This is a genomic window from Flavobacterium lipolyticum (genome assembly GCF_020905335.1).
Lineage (GTDB): Bacteria > Bacteroidota > Bacteroidia > Flavobacteriales > Flavobacteriaceae > Flavobacterium > Flavobacterium lipolyticum.
Genome location: NZ_JAJJMN010000001.1, coordinates 2,804,169 through 2,821,030, shown reverse-complemented (window position 1 = coordinate 2,821,030; position 16,862 = coordinate 2,804,169). Strand labels below are relative to the sequence as shown.

Here is a 16,862-nt window from a genome sequence, read left to right as displayed (position 1 = left end):
GAGGTTTACTCAAGGATGAATAAAAAATTGATTTTTCGTACTTTTCTTGCAAAAAACACAGGAAAATCATTTATTTCGATCAAAACTGTAACATTTTAAAAAAACCGTGGTCTATTAATCAAAGCGCAATATCCATTCTTCTATTTTTTACACTATCATGAAAAAATTAGTTTTTATCAGCTTTCTCTTCTTTACTTTTTGGTGTCATGCTCAAAAGAAAATACTGCAGGCTGAACTGACTACCGAAAACATTTTAATTGATGGAAAACTGGATGAACCTGCATGGAAAAATGTTTCTCCTGCTACCGATTTTGTAATGTATCAGCCCGATAACGGCAAACCTATTCCGGACAATCAAAAAACCGAGGTAAGGGTTTTATACAATAATGATGCGATCTATATTGCTGCAACGCTGCACGATGACCCTTCTAAAATTTTAAAAGAAATTTCACAGCGTGACAATTTCGGAACTTCTGATATGTTTGGCGTTTTTATCAATGGCTTTAACGATGGCCAGCAAAATTTTCAGTTTTTTGTATCGGCAGCAGATGTACAGGGCGACTGCATCATGACAGATGCCAATGGCGAAGACTATTCGTGGGATGCGGTATGGCTCAGTAAAGCGGTGTTGAATGAAAAAGGATGGGCTGTGGAAATCAAAATTCCCTATGCTGCCTTACGCTTTTCAGGCGGAGACAAACAAACCTGGGGCATTAATTTTTTCAGAGAGATCAGACGGGAACGTAAAAAGTATACCTGGAATTTAATCGACACCAAAATTGGAACATTCACACAACAAAATGGTAATCTGGAAGGAATCGTCAATATAAAACCTCCTACCCGATTGTTTTTTATGCCTTACGCCTCTTATTATTTAAATGCTTCTGACGGTCAAAAAACATATGGAACACTGAAAGGTGGTATGGATATTAAGTACGGTATTAATGATGCTTTTACGCTTGACGCGATTCTGATTCCTGATTTCGGACAAACGAAATACGACGATCAGATTTTGAATTTAGGTCCGTTTGAGCAGCAATTCAACGAAAACAGGGCTTTTTTTACAGAAGGAACTGATTTGTTCAATAAGGGAGGTTTGTTTTATTCGAGAAGAATTGGCGGCAAACCTTCTATAGACATTACTTTAAATGACAATGAAAAAATAATTGAAGAAGTTCAGAATGTGAACCTCATCAACGCTTTAAAAATTTCAGGAAGAACCCAAAAAGGATTAGGAATCGGGATCTTAAATGCGGTTACCGAAAAAACGTTTGCCACGATAAAAGACACTCTTTCAGGGGAAACAAGACGTGTGGTTGCTGAACCCCTAACCAATTATAATGTATTGATTTTAGATCAGCGCTTTCGCAAAAATTCTTCCGTGACTCTTATCAATACAAACGTTACCCGTAATGGACATTACAGGGATGCCAACGTAACGGCACTGGCATGGGATTTAAGAACGAAAGCCAACACCTACAGCTTATCCGGTAATGTAAAATACAGTCTGATTAACGATACTGAAGACAAAAATGGTGTTTTCAGCACTATTCGTTTTGCCGAAACCAGCGGGAACTATCGCTATAGCATTGCCTCAGACTTTGTTTCTAAAGATTTTGACCCCAACGATATGGGGATTAATTTTTATACCAATTATTACAATCTTTACGAAAATGCCAACTATCGCATTCTAAACCCTACAAAACTCTTTAATACTTTCAGAATTGATTATGATATGTATACCGAATTCAATAAAGAATCCGGTAAAGTACAGGACAACCGAATTAGCACAGAAGTCAATCTTTCTACTCTGAAAAACAATTTTTACGGTGCCGGGATTGATCTTTTTCCTCTAAATTCACATGATTATTACGAGCCAAGAGCCGAAAACCGCTATGTCATCATTCCAAGAAAAATAGAAGTCTGGGGAAGCGTTTCGACTAATTACAACAAGAAATTTGCTTTGGACTTAAATCCATTTATAATCTTTGCGGACGAAGCAGGAAGAATGGCTTATGGTGTTGATGTTGGACCAAGATACCGTTTTAACGATAAGCTTTTACTAACCTATGCTTTTAGCTTTCTTCGAAGAAACAACAACAAAGGTTATATTGACGATTTTGACAACGACGATAATGACAATACTCCCGAAACGATCGTTTTTGCGAATCGAAATGTTATTACTTATTCGAACACTTTAAACGGAAAATATGCCATAAACAGTGCAATGACACTTAATCTGGCCGTAAGACAATATTGGTCTTATGCCGAAAATAAAGACATACTCGAGCTTCAGCAAAACGGAACTTTAACGCCTTATCCACAATACACCAAGAATAAAAACTCAAGCTTTTATTCCTGGAACACTGATTTATCGTATTCCTGGTGGTTTGCTCCGGGTAGTCAGCTTTCGGTTTTATATCGCAATAATGGCGTTAATTTTGAACGCATTATCAACAAAGACTTCAAACACAACATCACCGATTTACTAAACAATCAGGCCTTAAAACATATCTTTTCAGTAAGTGTGAAATATTTTATCGACTACAATGGGGTCAAAAATAAGATCAGAAGAAGAGCCTAGCGTGAATTAATTTTAAAATTTTTAGGGTTCTGCAACCAAATTAGTATTTTTTACTACGCTTCATTTTATTAAACATAATTGTCACCGCGCTTTTTTGTCGACTTTAGAAATGAATTATCTTTGTAAAAAACGAAAACTAATGAACAAGAAAGTAATCCTTATGATTTTAGACGGTTGGGGAAAATCTCCTGACCCTAAAGTATCTGCAATAGACAATGCAAATGTTCCTTTTATAAACAGCCTTTACAAAAATTACCCAAGCGCTCAGCTTCGTACTGACGGACTAAACGTTGGTTTACCCGAAGGTCAGATGGGAAACAGTGAAGTGGGTCACATGAATCTTGGTGCCGGAAGAATTGTATATCAGGATTTAGCCAAAATAAACTTAGCCGTAGCGCATCAAACACTTGCCAAAGAACAGGTACTTATTGATGCTTTTACTTACGCTAAAGAAAACAATAAAAAAGTTCACTTCTTAGGATTAGTTTCTGACGGAGGTGTTCACTCTCATACTTCGCATTTACGCGGATTAATTGATGCTTCTCAGGAATACGGACTGGAAAATGTTTTTGTTCATGCGTTTACAGACGGTCGTGATGTTGATCCTAAATCGGGAGCAAAATACATTCAGGATTTAGAAGAGCACATCAAAAATACTCCTGTAAAAATTGCTTCAATCGTTGGACGCTATTATGCAATGGATCGTGACAAACGATGGGAGCGTGTAAAACTTGCTTATGATTTAGTAGTAAACGGTATCGGAACTCCTTCTAAAAATGCGGTTTCAAGCATTCTTGACAGTTATGCACACGATGTAACCGATGAGTTTATCGCTCCAATCGTAATGGTTGACGAGCAGGAAAAACCACTGGCAACCATCACCGAGGATGATGTAGTTATCTTTTTCAACTTCAGAACCGACAGAGGCCGTGAACTTACAGAAGCGCTTTCGCAGCAAGACTTCCACGAGCAGAACATGCACAAATTAAACTTGTATTATGTAACGCTTACCAACTATGACGAAACGTACCAAAATGTAAAAGTCGTTTACAACAAAGATAATATTACCGAAACTCTGGGTGAGGTTTTGGAAAAAGCAGGTAAAAAACAAATTCGTATTGCCGAAACAGAGAAATATCCACACGTGACCTTTTTCTTTTCGGGAGGAAGAGAAACTCCATTTGAAGGAGAATCGCGTATTTTAAGAAACTCCCCAAAAGTTGCCACTTACGATTTACAACCGGAAATGAGTGCCTATGAATTAAAAGACGCTTTGGTTCCTGAATTAAACAAAGGCGAAGTAGATTTTGTCTGTCTTAATTTTGCCAATGGTGACATGGTGGGGCATACCGGAATCATGAGTGCCGCAATTAAAGCCTGTGAAGCGGTAGATGCCTGCGTAAAAGAAGTGGTAGAAGCGGCTCTTGCCAACGATTACACCACGATTGTTATTGCCGATCACGGAAATTGCGAAACGATGATTAACCCTGACGGAAGTCCAAATACAGCACATACCACCAATCCGGTGCCGATTATTTTAGTGGATAAAGAGTTGAAAAATATTCAGGATGGTGTTCTGGGTGACATCGCTCCTACTATTCTGGAATTAATGGGCGTGCCTCAGCCAAATGCTATGACTTGCCATTCGTTGCTGTAGTACGTAGTTTTTAGTCGCAGTATTCGGTCGCAGTATACAGTCGCAGTATACAGTCGCAGTTTTCAGTTTGAGTCGCGATAGTATTGGATCCTCAAAATAAATAATCCCGGCAGGTTTTTAAAAATCTGTCGGGTTTTCTATTTTAAAACGAGAATGAAACTGAATACTATGACTGAGACTGTGACTGTGACTGTGACTGAGACCGTGACTGAGACCGTGACTGAGACTGTGACTGAGACCGTGACTGAATACTAAAAAAAACAAACATAAATAATAGTTAAAATTTCTTAATTAATAGCTTTACTATTATCTTTGCAAAAAAAATGTTTTTTCATGCAAATTATACTATCAAATATAAAAATGCAGATCAACGAAAAGATCTATGTAAAAGATCCGGAAACATCTGCGTTGGGAAAAAAAATAATTGAGCAGAGTATTCTTCTAATTGACGATATTGGTTTTGATAATTTTACCTTTAAAAAGTTAGGTGAAAAAATAGGTTCAAACGAAAGTTCGATTTATCGTTATTTTGAGAACAAACACAAACTGCTGGTGTATCTGTCATCCTGGTACTGGAGCTGGATCGAGTATAAATTAGTTTTTAATACCACTAACATCACCGATAAAAAAGAAAAGCTTAAAAAAGCCATCACGATTGTAACCGAAAAAATATCTGAGGATATTTATACCGATCATATTAATGAGTCTATTTTAAATAAGATCATAATTGCTGAGTTCACCAAAACACTTCATACCAAAGAAGTTGACCAGGAAAACAAAGAGGGCTTTTTCTTAATTTACAAAAGAATGATTAATCGAATTGTTGAGATTGTAAAAGAAGTAAATCCCGATTATCCATTTGCCAAATCACTGGTTTCAACCATTGTCGAAGGAAGTTTACATCAGCATTTTCTAACCGATCATTTGAAAACAATTACAGATTGTAATGAGACGGTTACGACAACTCAATTTTACCTAAACCTTGCAGAAAACGTTTTGCGCTAATTATAACAAAAACAGTATGACTCCTTTAAAAAGATTTTACCATTTACTTGAACTGGACAAAAAAGACATTTACCAGATTTTTTTCTATGCCATTTTTGCCGGGTTAGTCAGTTTATCGCTTCCACTGGGAATTCAGGCCATCATTACTTTTATACAATCCGGAAGAGTTAGTGTTTCCTGGATTGTACTTATTATACTTGTAGTGGGCGGTGTGGCTCTTGTTGGAGTGCTTTCGTTTATGCAGCTGCGTATCACAGAGAACTTACAGCAAAAAATATTCGTACGTGCTTCTTTTGAATTTGCAGCCCGTCTGCCTAAAATAAAATCAGAAGAATTGTATGGCACTTACCCACCGGAACTAACGAACCGATTTTTTGATACCCTAACGATTCAAAAAGGAACTTCAAAATTATTAACCGATTTTTCTGCCGCTTTACTGCAGATTACTTTCGGAATTATTCTGTTGTCCTTATATCATCCCTATTTTATTGTGTTTGGACTTTTACTGTTCCTTCTTTTGTATTTTATTTTTAAATTCTCGTACAAATCAGGTCTAGAAACAAGTTTAAAAGAATCCAAATTCAAATACAAAGTGGCGGGATGGTTACAGGAAATGGCCCGTAATAACTTTAGTTTCCGCAATGAACTGAATTATGACTTTGCGCTTCAAAAAAACAATTCGATCGTAGCGGGTTACCTGAATTACAGAGAGAAACACTTTAGCGTAATCAAAAAACAGTTTACCCAATTGATTATTTTCAAAGTCATTATTACCGCCAGTTTGTTGTCTATCGGAGGGTATCTGGTACTAAGCCAGGAAATGAACATCGGACAGTTTGTTGCCGCTGAGATTATCATTTTACTTGTGATTACATCGGTAGAAAAAATCATTCTGGGGCTTGAAAGTTTCTATGATGTTTTAACTTCTGTTGAAAAAATCGGACAGGTAACGGACTTAGCTTTAGAGGAAAACTCCGAGTCTGATTCTCTAAACGATCACTGCTACAACAGCATCTCTTTAGAAACAGAGAATTTAAAATTCAAATTCCCGGATTCTCCAACCAATGCCTTAGATTCTATTACGTTAAAAATCGATCAGGGTGAAAAAATTGTCATTGAAGGTGAAAACGGATCAGGAAAAACAACGCTTATTCGATTGTTATCAGGCTTATTAAGACAAAGTTCGGGAGCTTTTTACATCAACGATGATACTTTTAGAAAAATAAATCTGAAACAATACCGCTCACAAATTGGCAGCATCATCCACAACGAAACACCATTTGAAGGCACTATTTTAGAGAACATCACTTTTAATGATCCGATGATCAGTACCGAAGATTTGAAATGGGCTCTTGACGGAGTTCAGCTTAGTCCGCTGATTAAATTATTACCTAAAGGCCTGAATACTCATATTCATCCGGAAGGAAAACAGTTATCGTCTTCTAATGCTCAAAAAATCCTGTTGGCCAGAAGTATTATCCACAAGCCAAAAGTGCTCTTTTACGAAGATCCAACAGACACCATGGATGAAAAAGTAGCGAATGAAATCATCGATTTTATTACCTCGGATAAGAACAAATGGACGATTATCGTTTCTTCCAAAAATCCATATTGGAAAACCAAATCGACGCGAAAAATTACAATGCAAAACGGTCAAATTATACTGGATCAAAAAAAACAATAAGCCATGTTAAATATCTCTGACAATAAAACAAAATTACAGCCGCTTGATCGCTATGAGACTGTAAGAAACCTAAGCAACAGGCCACATTATAAAATTTTAAACCGAATTATAATTGCATCTTCCATACTAGGAATTATTGCACTTTTACTGCCGTGGACTCAGAATATTTCGGGTTCAGGAGCAGTAACCACTTTAAAACCCAACCAAAGGCCACAATCAATTCAGAGTGTGATTTCAGGACGTATTGAAAAATGGTACGTGCAGGAAGGTGACTTTGTTAAAAAAGGAGACACAATTCTGTTTATTTCTGAGATCAAGGAAGATTATATGGATCCTAATTTGGTTGAAAACACCAAAAATCAGGTCGATGCGAAGAAAAATTCCTTAGAATCTTATGGCGAAAAAGTTACCACGCTTTCCGGTCAGATTCAGGCGATTGAAAACGAAAGAAAACTAAAACTGGAACAAGCCAGAAATAAAGTCAAACAATCGCTTTTAAAAATAAAAAGTGACAGTATCGATCTTGTAGCAGTAAAAACACAATTGCGAATTGCCAATACACAGTACAATCGTTCGGTGCAATTAAACAAAGAAGGTTTGAAACCACTTACTGATGTCGAAGAAAAACGTCTGAAACTGCAGGATGTAGATGCTAAAATCATCACGCAGGAAAACAAATACCTCACCAGCAAAAATGAATACATCAATGCCAGAGTAGAGATTAACAGAATTACGGCTGAGTACGGTGAAAAAGTAGCCAAAGCAAGAAGTGATCAGTTTACCACGTTGAGTAATAAATTTGATACGGAAGCACAAGTGAGCAAACTGGAGAATCAATATGCCAATTACAGCTTGCGTAATGGTATGTACTACATCAGAGCGGTACAGGACGGTTACATCAACCGCGCTTTGCAGGCAGGTTTAGGTGAAACGATAAAAGAAGGGACACCAATTGTAACAATAATGCCTTCTCATTACGATATCGCAGTAGAAACCTATATCAGTCCAATTGACCTCCCTTTGATCCGAAAAGGAGAAAAAGTACGCGTTTGGTTTGACGGATGGCCTACCATTGTGTTTTCAGGATGGCCGGACATGTCTTACGGAACTTTTGGCGGTACCGTTGTAGCAATAGAAAACTTTATCAGTGATAATGGTAAATACAGAATCTTAATTGCTCCGGACCCGGATGAGACGAAATGGCCAAAACAACTAAGTATTGGATCGGGCGCTCAAACTATTGCCCTATTAGACACCGTGCCAATTTGGTTCGAAATCTGGAGAACCCTAAACGGATTCCCTCCTAATTATTATAAAAGTACCCAAAAAGTAACTAAAGAAAAAAAATAATGAAACCAATACTTATCGCTTTTCTTTTTCTGGGCTGTACTGTTTTTGGCCAGCAGCCCTTCTCAAAAGAACTCACCTACAATGAGTTTTTGGGGTATGTAAAAAAATACCATCCATTGGTTAAAAATGCCAATTTGGAAGTCAGCAAAGCACAAGCCAACCTGATGATGGCACGTGGTGGTTTTGACCCAAAAATTGAAGTTGATTTCAGTCAGAAAAAATTTAAAGACAAAGAATATTATTCGATTCTAAACAGCAGTTTTAAGATTCCGACCTGGTACGGAATTGAACTAAAAGCCGGATTCGATAATAACGAAGGGGTTTATCTGAATCCTGAAAATACTACTCCCAATCAGGGATTAACTTCTTTTGGGATCAGTGTTCCAATTGGACAGGGATTGTTCATCAACCAAAGAATGGCAGATGTGCGAAAAGCTAAAATTCAAATCAAACTAAGTCAGGCTGAAAGAAAACTTCAGGCGGTTGGCATTTTGTACGATGCATCACTGGCTTATTTCAACTGGAAGAAAAACTTCGAGGAAATGAAGCTTTATGAAATGTACAACAACAATGCTGAAATTCGTCTGAAAGGAATCAAATCACTCATCGAACAGGGCGACAAACCAGCAATAGACAGTATTGAAGCTGGAATTATTGTCAGAAACAGAGCCTTAAGCCTGGAAGATTCTAAATTAAAATTAACCAAAGCCAAGCTCGAATTATCGAATTATATGTGGCTGGAGAATAATATCCCATTGGAAATTTCAGACGAGTTAGTACCGGAAACAGCGCTTGAATCAACTTTACAAGAAACGCTGAAAACAAACGATCTATTACAAGGCGATACCAACTTAGAAACACATCCGAAGCTGAATGCACTGCAAAATAAAATAGACCTACTCAAGGTTGAAAAAGACCTGAAGCAAAACATGCTGTTGCCTAAAATAAACGTTGGGTATTCTTATTTATCTGATCCGAGATATATTGACAATTATAAATTTGACGATTACAAAGTTGGTTTAGAATTTTACTTCCCTTTGTTTCTTCGAAAAGAACGTGGAAGTCTGAAACTGGCCAAATACAAACTTCAGGAAAATGAATTTGCTCTTGCTTTGGAACGAACACAGCTGACCAACAAAATAAGTGCACAGAAAGTAGAAATCAATTCGCTGATCAGACAAAAGAAACTGGTGAAAAATTTAGTAGAAAATAATGCCGCGATGTTAACCTCAGAAGAACGATTGTTCTCTTTCGGAGAAAGCTCATTATTTCTGATCAATACACGCGAAAACAATCTGGTTAGTGCAAAACTGGCTTCAATTGCTCTGGACAACCGATTCTACATCTCGAATTCAGAATTATTCAAAATCATGGCCAATCCGGATTAAATTTCTCAAATCCTATAAGTGATCTAAGTACTCGACAGCGTTATAAAGCGTTTGTTTGAATAAGCTTAGGTCACTTATAAGATTAAATTCGGCATCATTACTTTTAACACATAGAAACATAGGTTCTGCATCTGTAAAAAAGACGTTTCACTTTAAATAAAACGCAGAGGGCAATGAGGGCGAAACATATTTATTTTGGATAATTTTCTCTCGCAGATTGTGCAGATTGTGCAGATTTTTTTAAATCTTTTTAATTCGTTTAATCTGTGGCAAGTATTTTAATACCTCTACACCAATAATCCATTTTATATATATATCCTTCTACGCAAAAGAAATATGTTTTTTTACGTATCAAGTCTGTGTTATGTGATAAAACAATCGCTACCGGTTAGAAAGATTAAAAAATCTGCTAAATCTGCGAGAAAAACATTTACCACACAAAAGCATAACTCTTTATGTGCCAGAAAAGAATATCTATAAATCACATTCAACAGGCTAAACCAAATAATGATACGTCCATTCGACGGCATAAATTACAAGTCCGATCAGACCTCCTACCAAAGTTCCGTTGATTCGGATGTACTGAAGATCTTTCCCTATTTCCAGTTCTAATTTTTCTGAAACCTCCTTCCCGTCCCAGCTTTTCACGGTAGACGAAATCAAATCTCCAATTACTTTTTTATTGTTTAGCAGCATCGACAGCAAATCGTTCTTGATGAAATTATTGATCTTATCGATCATAACAGCATCTTCTTTTAATCCATTTCCGAACCCCTGAATCAAACCCGAAATATTTTTCTTAATTGACGATTCCTCACCCTTTTCCAAATCAGCTGAAATCGATCTTTTTATTTCATCCCAAATTCCGTTGACATAATCCTGAACCTCTTTTTTTCCGGCAAAACCCAGTATCACAGTATTAATCTTCTCCCGCATCTCTTCTGAATGCTTTACTTTATCCAGAAAATTATACACATACTCGTCTATCTTAATTCGGATTGCACTTCCGGGATGTTTTGCTTCGTTTAAAAAATCAGCAAGCCCATTAAAAACTCCCTCTGTAATGCTTTTATCCGCCAAACCAAAACTTAAAAATGGTGTCGATGCTTTCACTTTTTTCCGAATCAGGTCTTTATTATTGGCAAGCTCTGTACTCATCACATTCAGCACATTGGTCAGCAGCTCCTCTTTCACATTTCCTTTTTGCAAAGGCTCTAACGCCAGCGCTACCCAATCTCCAAAGTTGATTGCTTCCAGTTTTTCTTTGAACTGAACCTGAATGAATCGCTTTACATCTTCATCTTTTATCGTTTTTAAAACTCCGGGAATAATATTTAAAGCTACAACACTGGCAATTTTATTGGCATTTTCCTCCTGTGAAAGCCAATCAGCTGCTTTCGTAGCAAAATTAAATTCTTCGAGTTTTATTTCCAGTTTCTCCCGATTCAGAAATTCTTCCGAAACAAAACTCCCTAAATTTTCACCAATTTCATTTTTCTTAGTCGGAATAATGGCCGTATGCCAAATCGGAATTCCTAAAGGATGACGAAATAAGGCCACCACTGCAAACCAGTCGGCGATACCACCCACCATCGCCGCTTCACTAAAAGCCTGAAGCATCGGAATCTCAAAATAAACCGCTACTACAAACAAAAGCACTGCGATACCTAAGAGTCCCAATGCATTATTTTTCATCCGCTTCAGGGCTTTCTTCTTTACTATATTTTCATGATCTACAGACGTCTCCATAATTTAATTCATTTCAATGATTACTAATTTACGTTTTTTCTCTGAACTAATAATTCCTCTTCATTGTCCGTTCGCCACGACCCGAACGTTAGCGAACGGACGAAGTAATTCACAAATTTCTATTGGCGAACTTTATGCATAAATAGTAATTCGTTATTTTTAAACGCCTGTCATTCCTTTTAATTCGTGAATTCGTGGCGAAAAATTTTTAAATAAAAAGATAATATTAAAATTTGTACTTTTGCGAACTGAAAATCCGAAATTATGATTATTGTAAAATCACGTGAAGAAATCGAATTAATGCGCGAAAGTGCTTTGATCGTATCTAAAACATTGGGAATGATTGCTTCTGAAATCAAAGAAGGAGTAACTACATTATATTTGGACAAACTGGCTGAGGAATTTATCCGTGATCACGGTGCAGTTCCAAGCTTCTTAGGACTGTATGATTTCCCGAATTCACTTTGTATGAGTCCAAACTCTCAGGTTGTACACGGAATTCCGAACAATACACCTTTGAAAAACGGTGACGTTATTTCGGTAGATTGTGGTGCATTCAAAAATGGGTATCACGGTGATCACGCCTATAGTTTCGAAATTGGAGAAGTTGCTCCTGAAGTTAAAAAACTTTTGAAAGTAACCAAAGAATCTCTTTACGTAGGAATCAGAGAATTTAAAGCCGGAAATCGCGTGGAAGATGTTGGAAATGCGATCCAGAAATATACAGAAGCTCACGGATACGGAGTGGTTCGCGAGTTGGTAGGACACGGATTAGGGCAGAAAATGCACGAAGAACCAGAAATGCCAAACTACGGAAAACGCGGTCGCGGAAAACTATTTGTGGAAGGAATGGTTGTAGCCATCGAGCCTATGATCAATCTTGGAACCCGAAACATCAAACAACACAAAGACGGCTGGACTATTACTACCGCAGACGGAAAAGCAAGTGCTCATTTCGAACACGACGTTGCTTTAGTGGATGGTAAACCAGAAATCTTATCGACTTTTCAATACATCTATAAAGCCCTCGGAATCGAAAGCAATGAGGAAGATGAATTCCGAAAAGTGCCGCTGGTATTATAACACAGATTTCACGAATTAGCACGAAATAATAAGTTACTTAAAATTTCACTGAAGGAAGATGATGAATGAGCTGTATTTAAAAGAAGAGTCTTATAAAATTATAGGAATCTGTATGGAAGTCCATAAAATTTTAGGAAAGGGACATAGTGAAAAGGTTTATGGTGATGCTTTAGAATATGAATTTCAAAAAAACAATATCCCGTACAAACGGGAATTAAGATATTATCGTTTATAAAGATATTATATTGCCAAGTTACTATTTTGCAGACTTTGTTATTTTTGACGAAATTATTCTAGAACTAAAAGCAATTACTGCTCTAACAACAAGTGAAATAAAACAAACATTAAATTACCTGGCCGCATCACAAAACAAACTGGGTCTACTAGTTAATTTTGGAGAAGACAGCCTTAAATATAAAAGAATAATACTTTAACCCAAATCAAGGTTCGTGAAATTTCACCACAACATTAATCCGTGTTAATTAGTGAAATTCGTGTTCAAATACATTTACCGTGAAGAAACTTTTTAAATTAGTACTTAATACAATACCCCGTCCAATATTAATTCGTTTAAGTTATGTGGCACGTCCTGTTTTAGCTTTATCATTAAGAGGAAGCAAATATACTGATCCGATTGACGGGAAAAGTTTTAGAAGTTTTTTACCTTATGGATACGGGAAACAACGTAACAATGTGCTTTCGCCAAGTACACTTTCGTTAGAGAGGCATCGTTTGCTGTGGCTGTATTTAAATGATCAGACTGATTTTTTTACAGCACCTAAAAAAGTATTGCATTTTGCTCCGGAACAGGCTTTTTACAAAAGATTCCGCAAACAGAAAAATCTGGATTACACGACAACCGATTTGTTCTCGCCTTTGGCAGATGTAAAAGCAGACATTTGTAATTTGCCTTTTAAAGACAATGAATACGATGTTATTTTATGCAACCACGTTTTAGAACATATTCCGGACGACACTAAGGCCATGCAGGAGTTATTTCGCGTTTTAAAACCAGGCGGAATGGCGATTCTTCAAATCCCGCAGGACTTATCAAGAGCGGTTACTTTTGCTGACGATACCATCACCGATCAAAAAGAACGTGCCAGAATATTTGGTCAGTACGACCACGTACGTATTTATGGCCGTGATTATTTTGACAAGTTAAGAAGCATCGGTTTTATCGTTATCGAAGAAGACTATACTCATAAAATTTCTCCTGAACTGGTAGAAAAATATTGTCTGGCAAAAGGCGAAATCATTCCGCTTTGCTTCAAACAGGAAAACTAATTCTTTCACCCTATAAGTGATACAAGTTCATTTAAAAAGAGTTTTCAAATTATTGATATTTTGAAAACTCTTTATTTTTTTGCCCAATCTCTAAATTATAAGCCAACCAAATCCCTAAATCTTGGAACCTACAAAATCATTTCAGTTCTGCTTTGACATCAGTTTTGAAAAAAACCTGAATATATATATCCCAACAGCTTATATCATTGAGAATACCGATGATATCAAATATCTGGACAAAAAAGCGAGTACAGATGTACTTGAAAGTTTTGGAGTTCTTTTTCAAAATTTAGATTCCAATACAAAAAAAATACTGACGGCTTGCGACTCTTTAAAACCTGATTTTATTTTCAAGAAATTCAGCGCCAAAATCAAATCGGCTAAAACAATTGCCGATTTACAAAAAGACTCCAAAATTGAATTTGCCATTCGTCAGCATTTAAAATTTAACTTAGAATCCTTTTACAATCTAATTGTAAAAGAACAATTTCCATTCTCTGCTAATATGAGTGCGGAAAAGGATTTTTATCGTTGGAGAGTCGATACAAATCCGTTAGAATTTGAACCTCAGATTCAATTTGACAAACACGCCGAAGGCATTACTTATACTTTATCTTTAAAAGAAGGCGAAACCACATTTTTACCAATGGATAAAAGTGTGGATATTCTTTTGGACGAACCAAGCTGGTTGATCATCGACAAAAAACTTGGGCAATTAAAAGAACTTAATTCTAAAAAACTGCTGCCTTTTTTAAAGAAGAAATCAATCGAAATACCGTCAAAACTAGTTGACAATTACTTCAAGAATTTCATTCCGGAAATAGCCAAAAAAATCGACATCGAATCTACCGGCTTTGAAATTGAGCTTCGTGACACCATTATCTCCTGCACGATTCAGCCTGTTTTTGATTTCTTTAAAAACTGTTATTACCTCAACCTTTTTTTTGACTATAACGGCTATTCGTTTGATGCGGGTAAAACTAAAAAAACGCACTCTTTTGTTGATTTTAGTGTTGCAAACGAACCTAAAATTATTCAGTTTAAACGAAGCGCTAATGAGATTTCCTATACAGACAAATTACTCCGTCTGGGTTTAACAAAAATCAAAAATGAATTGTTTGGATTGAGTTCAGATGTTGAGACTTCTGATCCTTATGTCAATATTCAATTCATTATTGACCATAAAGAACCACTCGAAAGTCTGGGTTTTACCATTCAGAATCTCAAACTCGAAAGCAAAGAAATCATCACCGAAAGCAACACCATTTCAATTGCAAAAGAAACAAAAGCCGATTGGTTCGACATTAAAATAATCATCACAATTGGTCCTTATAAAATCAATTTCAGCGAAATCATTCCAAACATAAAAAGCAAAGAAAGACTCTTTATGTTGCCTGACGGAAATTACTTTTTGATTCCGCTGGAATGGTTTAGTAAATACGGTTCTCTGGCAAAATTGGCAAAGACAGAAAACGGAACTGTTTTGTTGCGTAAAAGTAATTTTACTGCTTTAGACGGAATTTCAGAAATCGCCAATGATCCGGACCAGATTCATAAAGCTGAATTTACAGCTTCCGATTTATTAAAAGCAACCTTGAGACCGTATCAGATTGATGGTGTAAAATGGCTTTTGGGTCACTTTAATGCCAATCTTGGCGCGTGTTTGGCCGATGATATGGGACTTGGAAAAACGCTGCAGACTTTAGCAGTTTTAGTTGCGGTACAGGAACAACTGGGCTTTACGACCAAAACGACCAATTTTGATTTATTCTCAAACGATACGACTATCGAAAGAGAACCACTGAAGGCCTTGATCGTTCTCCCTTCTTCTTTGGTTTTTAACTGGTACAATGAAGCAGGAAAGTTTACACCTCATTTTTCAAAAATGCAATACGTGGGCAATGACCGAAAATTACTGGCAAGTAGATTAAATTCGACCGATTTAATTTTTACGAGTTACAGCATTGTTCATCGGGATATTTCCATTTTAGAAAAATATGATTTCCGTTATTTGATTCTAGATGAAAGTCAATACATTAAAAACAAAGATTCTAAGATTTTCAAAGCCATCAATAAAATCAGCACGGGGCATAAAATTGCATTGAGTGGTACACCTATTGAAAATTCACTTGACGATTTATGGTCGCAGATGCAGTTTATAAATCCGGATATCTTGGGCAGTTATGCTTTTTTCATGGAAAATTTCAAAAATCCTATTGAGAAAAAACAGAACGAAGAAGTTTTAAATGAATTAAAAAACCTAATCCAGCCCTATATTTTAAGAAGAACTAAAGAACAGGTTTTAAAAGATTTACCTGAATTGACAGAGCAGGTTTATTACTGCAATATGGATACTGAACAGGAAAAACTATACGAAAAAGAGAAATCAAAAGCACGTAACTTTTTACTAAAAACGGATGGGTCAGGTCCTGATAAAATTAGCATTATCAACACTTTAATGAAGCTGAGACAGCTGAGCAATCATCCCAAAATGGTTGATCAGGATTCTGAAGTAGATTCCGGAAAATACATTGCCGTTACGAATTACCTGAAAAACTTAGTCAAGGGAAAACAAAAAGTCATCATCTTTAGCTCCTTTGTGACCAATTTGAATTTTTATACGGATTGGTGTAAAGAAAACAAAATAGAATATTGTGAGATTACCGGCGAAACTCCGTCACCAAAAAGAGAACAGCAGGTAAAACGATTTCAGGAAAAAGAAACCCCTTTGTTATTCTTCATTTCCCTTAAGGCGGGTGGCGTTGGTCTCAACATTACCAAGGCTTCGTATGTCTTATTCCTTGATCCCTGGTGGAATCCTTTTGCAGAGAAACAAGGAGTGGGAAGAGCACATCGTATCGGACAATTGAACAAAGTAAACGTAGTTCGTTTCATTTCAAAAAACACAGTCGAAGAAAAAATCATCAAGTTACAGGAAAACAAAAAACTGCTCTCGGATTCGCTTTTGGAAGAAAGTCATATCAGCGACGAAATTGAAGCTAATCTCGAATACCTGCTGGGTTCCTGATCAATTGTTTTCAAAACCTGCAAAACGGCATCCTATTACGTTCTATA

10 protein-coding genes and 1 pseudogene are annotated in these 16,862 nt (G+C 36.6%); 10 read left to right on the top strand and 1 reads right to left on the bottom strand.

Features of this window, described 5'->3' with window-relative positions:
- Positions 1-157: 157 nt before the first annotated feature.
- The 6 genes from LNQ34_RS12315 (at position 158) to LNQ34_RS12290 (ending at position 9,668) form a co-directional block, all read left to right on the top strand.
- Complete coding sequence (locus tag LNQ34_RS12315; protein WP_229999960.1) at positions 158-2,584, top strand: DUF5916 domain-containing protein; 2,427 nt, start codon at positions 158-160, stop codon at positions 2,582-2,584.
- A gap of 139 nt (positions 2,585-2,723) precedes the next feature.
- On the top strand, positions 2,724-4,241 hold the full coding sequence (gpmI, locus tag LNQ34_RS12310) for a 2,3-bisphosphoglycerate-independent phosphoglycerate mutase (protein ID WP_229999958.1): 1,518 nt from the start codon (positions 2,724-2,726) through the stop codon (positions 4,239-4,241).
- 333 nt (positions 4,242-4,574) lie between these two features.
- The gene (locus LNQ34_RS12305; protein WP_229999957.1) at positions 4,575-5,246 is read left to right on the top strand and encodes a TetR/AcrR family transcriptional regulator; all 672 of its coding nucleotides are present in this window, start codon (positions 4,575-4,577) and stop codon (positions 5,244-5,246) included.
- A 16-nt stretch (positions 5,247-5,262) separates the two neighbouring features.
- Positions 5,263-6,930 carry a peptidase domain-containing ABC transporter gene (locus LNQ34_RS12300; RefSeq protein ID WP_017497805.1) on the top strand — a complete coding sequence of 556 codons (1,668 nt, stop codon included), beginning with the start codon at positions 5,263-5,265 and terminating at the stop codon, positions 6,928-6,930.
- 3 nt (positions 6,931-6,933) lie between these two features.
- Positions 6,934-8,280: an HlyD family secretion protein gene (locus tag LNQ34_RS12295; protein ID WP_202701281.1), complete on the top strand. Its 1,347-nt coding sequence runs from the start codon at positions 6,934-6,936 to the stop codon at positions 8,278-8,280.
- The gene (locus LNQ34_RS12290) at positions 8,280-9,668 is read left to right on the top strand and encodes a TolC family protein (protein WP_229999955.1); all 1,389 of its coding nucleotides are present in this window, start codon (positions 8,280-8,282) and stop codon (positions 9,666-9,668) included. The genes LNQ34_RS12295 and LNQ34_RS12290 overlap by 1 nt, the downstream gene beginning before the upstream one ends.
- Before the next feature lie 495 nt (positions 9,669-10,163).
- On the opposite strand, the gene LNQ34_RS12285 is transcribed toward LNQ34_RS12290, so the two are convergent.
- Positions 10,164-11,417 (bottom strand): DUF445 domain-containing protein, encoded by a 1,254-nt coding sequence (locus tag LNQ34_RS12285; RefSeq protein ID WP_229999949.1) that lies wholly within the window; start codon positions 11,415-11,417, stop codon positions 10,164-10,166.
- Positions 11,418-11,681: 264 nt separating this feature from the next.
- Here LNQ34_RS12285 and map point away from each other — a divergent pair, with 264 nt between their 5' ends.
- The 4 genes and pseudogenes from map to LNQ34_RS12265 all read left to right on the top strand — a co-directional run bounded on the left by map (position 11,682) and on the right by LNQ34_RS12265 (position 16,815).
- Entirely contained in the window at positions 11,682-12,500 is an 819-nt protein-coding gene (gene map / locus LNQ34_RS12280) for a type I methionyl aminopeptidase (protein ID WP_017497801.1), read from the top strand.
- 61 nt (positions 12,501-12,561) lie between these two features.
- A pseudogene (locus LNQ34_RS12275) lies at positions 12,562-12,934 on the top strand (GxxExxY protein).
- A 79-nt stretch (positions 12,935-13,013) separates the two neighbouring features.
- Positions 13,014-13,787, top strand: a complete 774-nt coding sequence (locus LNQ34_RS12270; RefSeq protein WP_026110123.1) for a class I SAM-dependent methyltransferase — start codon at positions 13,014-13,016, stop codon at positions 13,785-13,787.
- A gap of 121 nt (positions 13,788-13,908) precedes the next feature.
- On the top strand, positions 13,909-16,815 hold the full coding sequence (locus LNQ34_RS12265; RefSeq protein ID WP_229999947.1) for a DEAD/DEAH box helicase: 2,907 nt from the start codon (positions 13,909-13,911) through the stop codon (positions 16,813-16,815).
- The last annotated feature ends 47 nt before the right edge of the window (positions 16,816-16,862 follow it).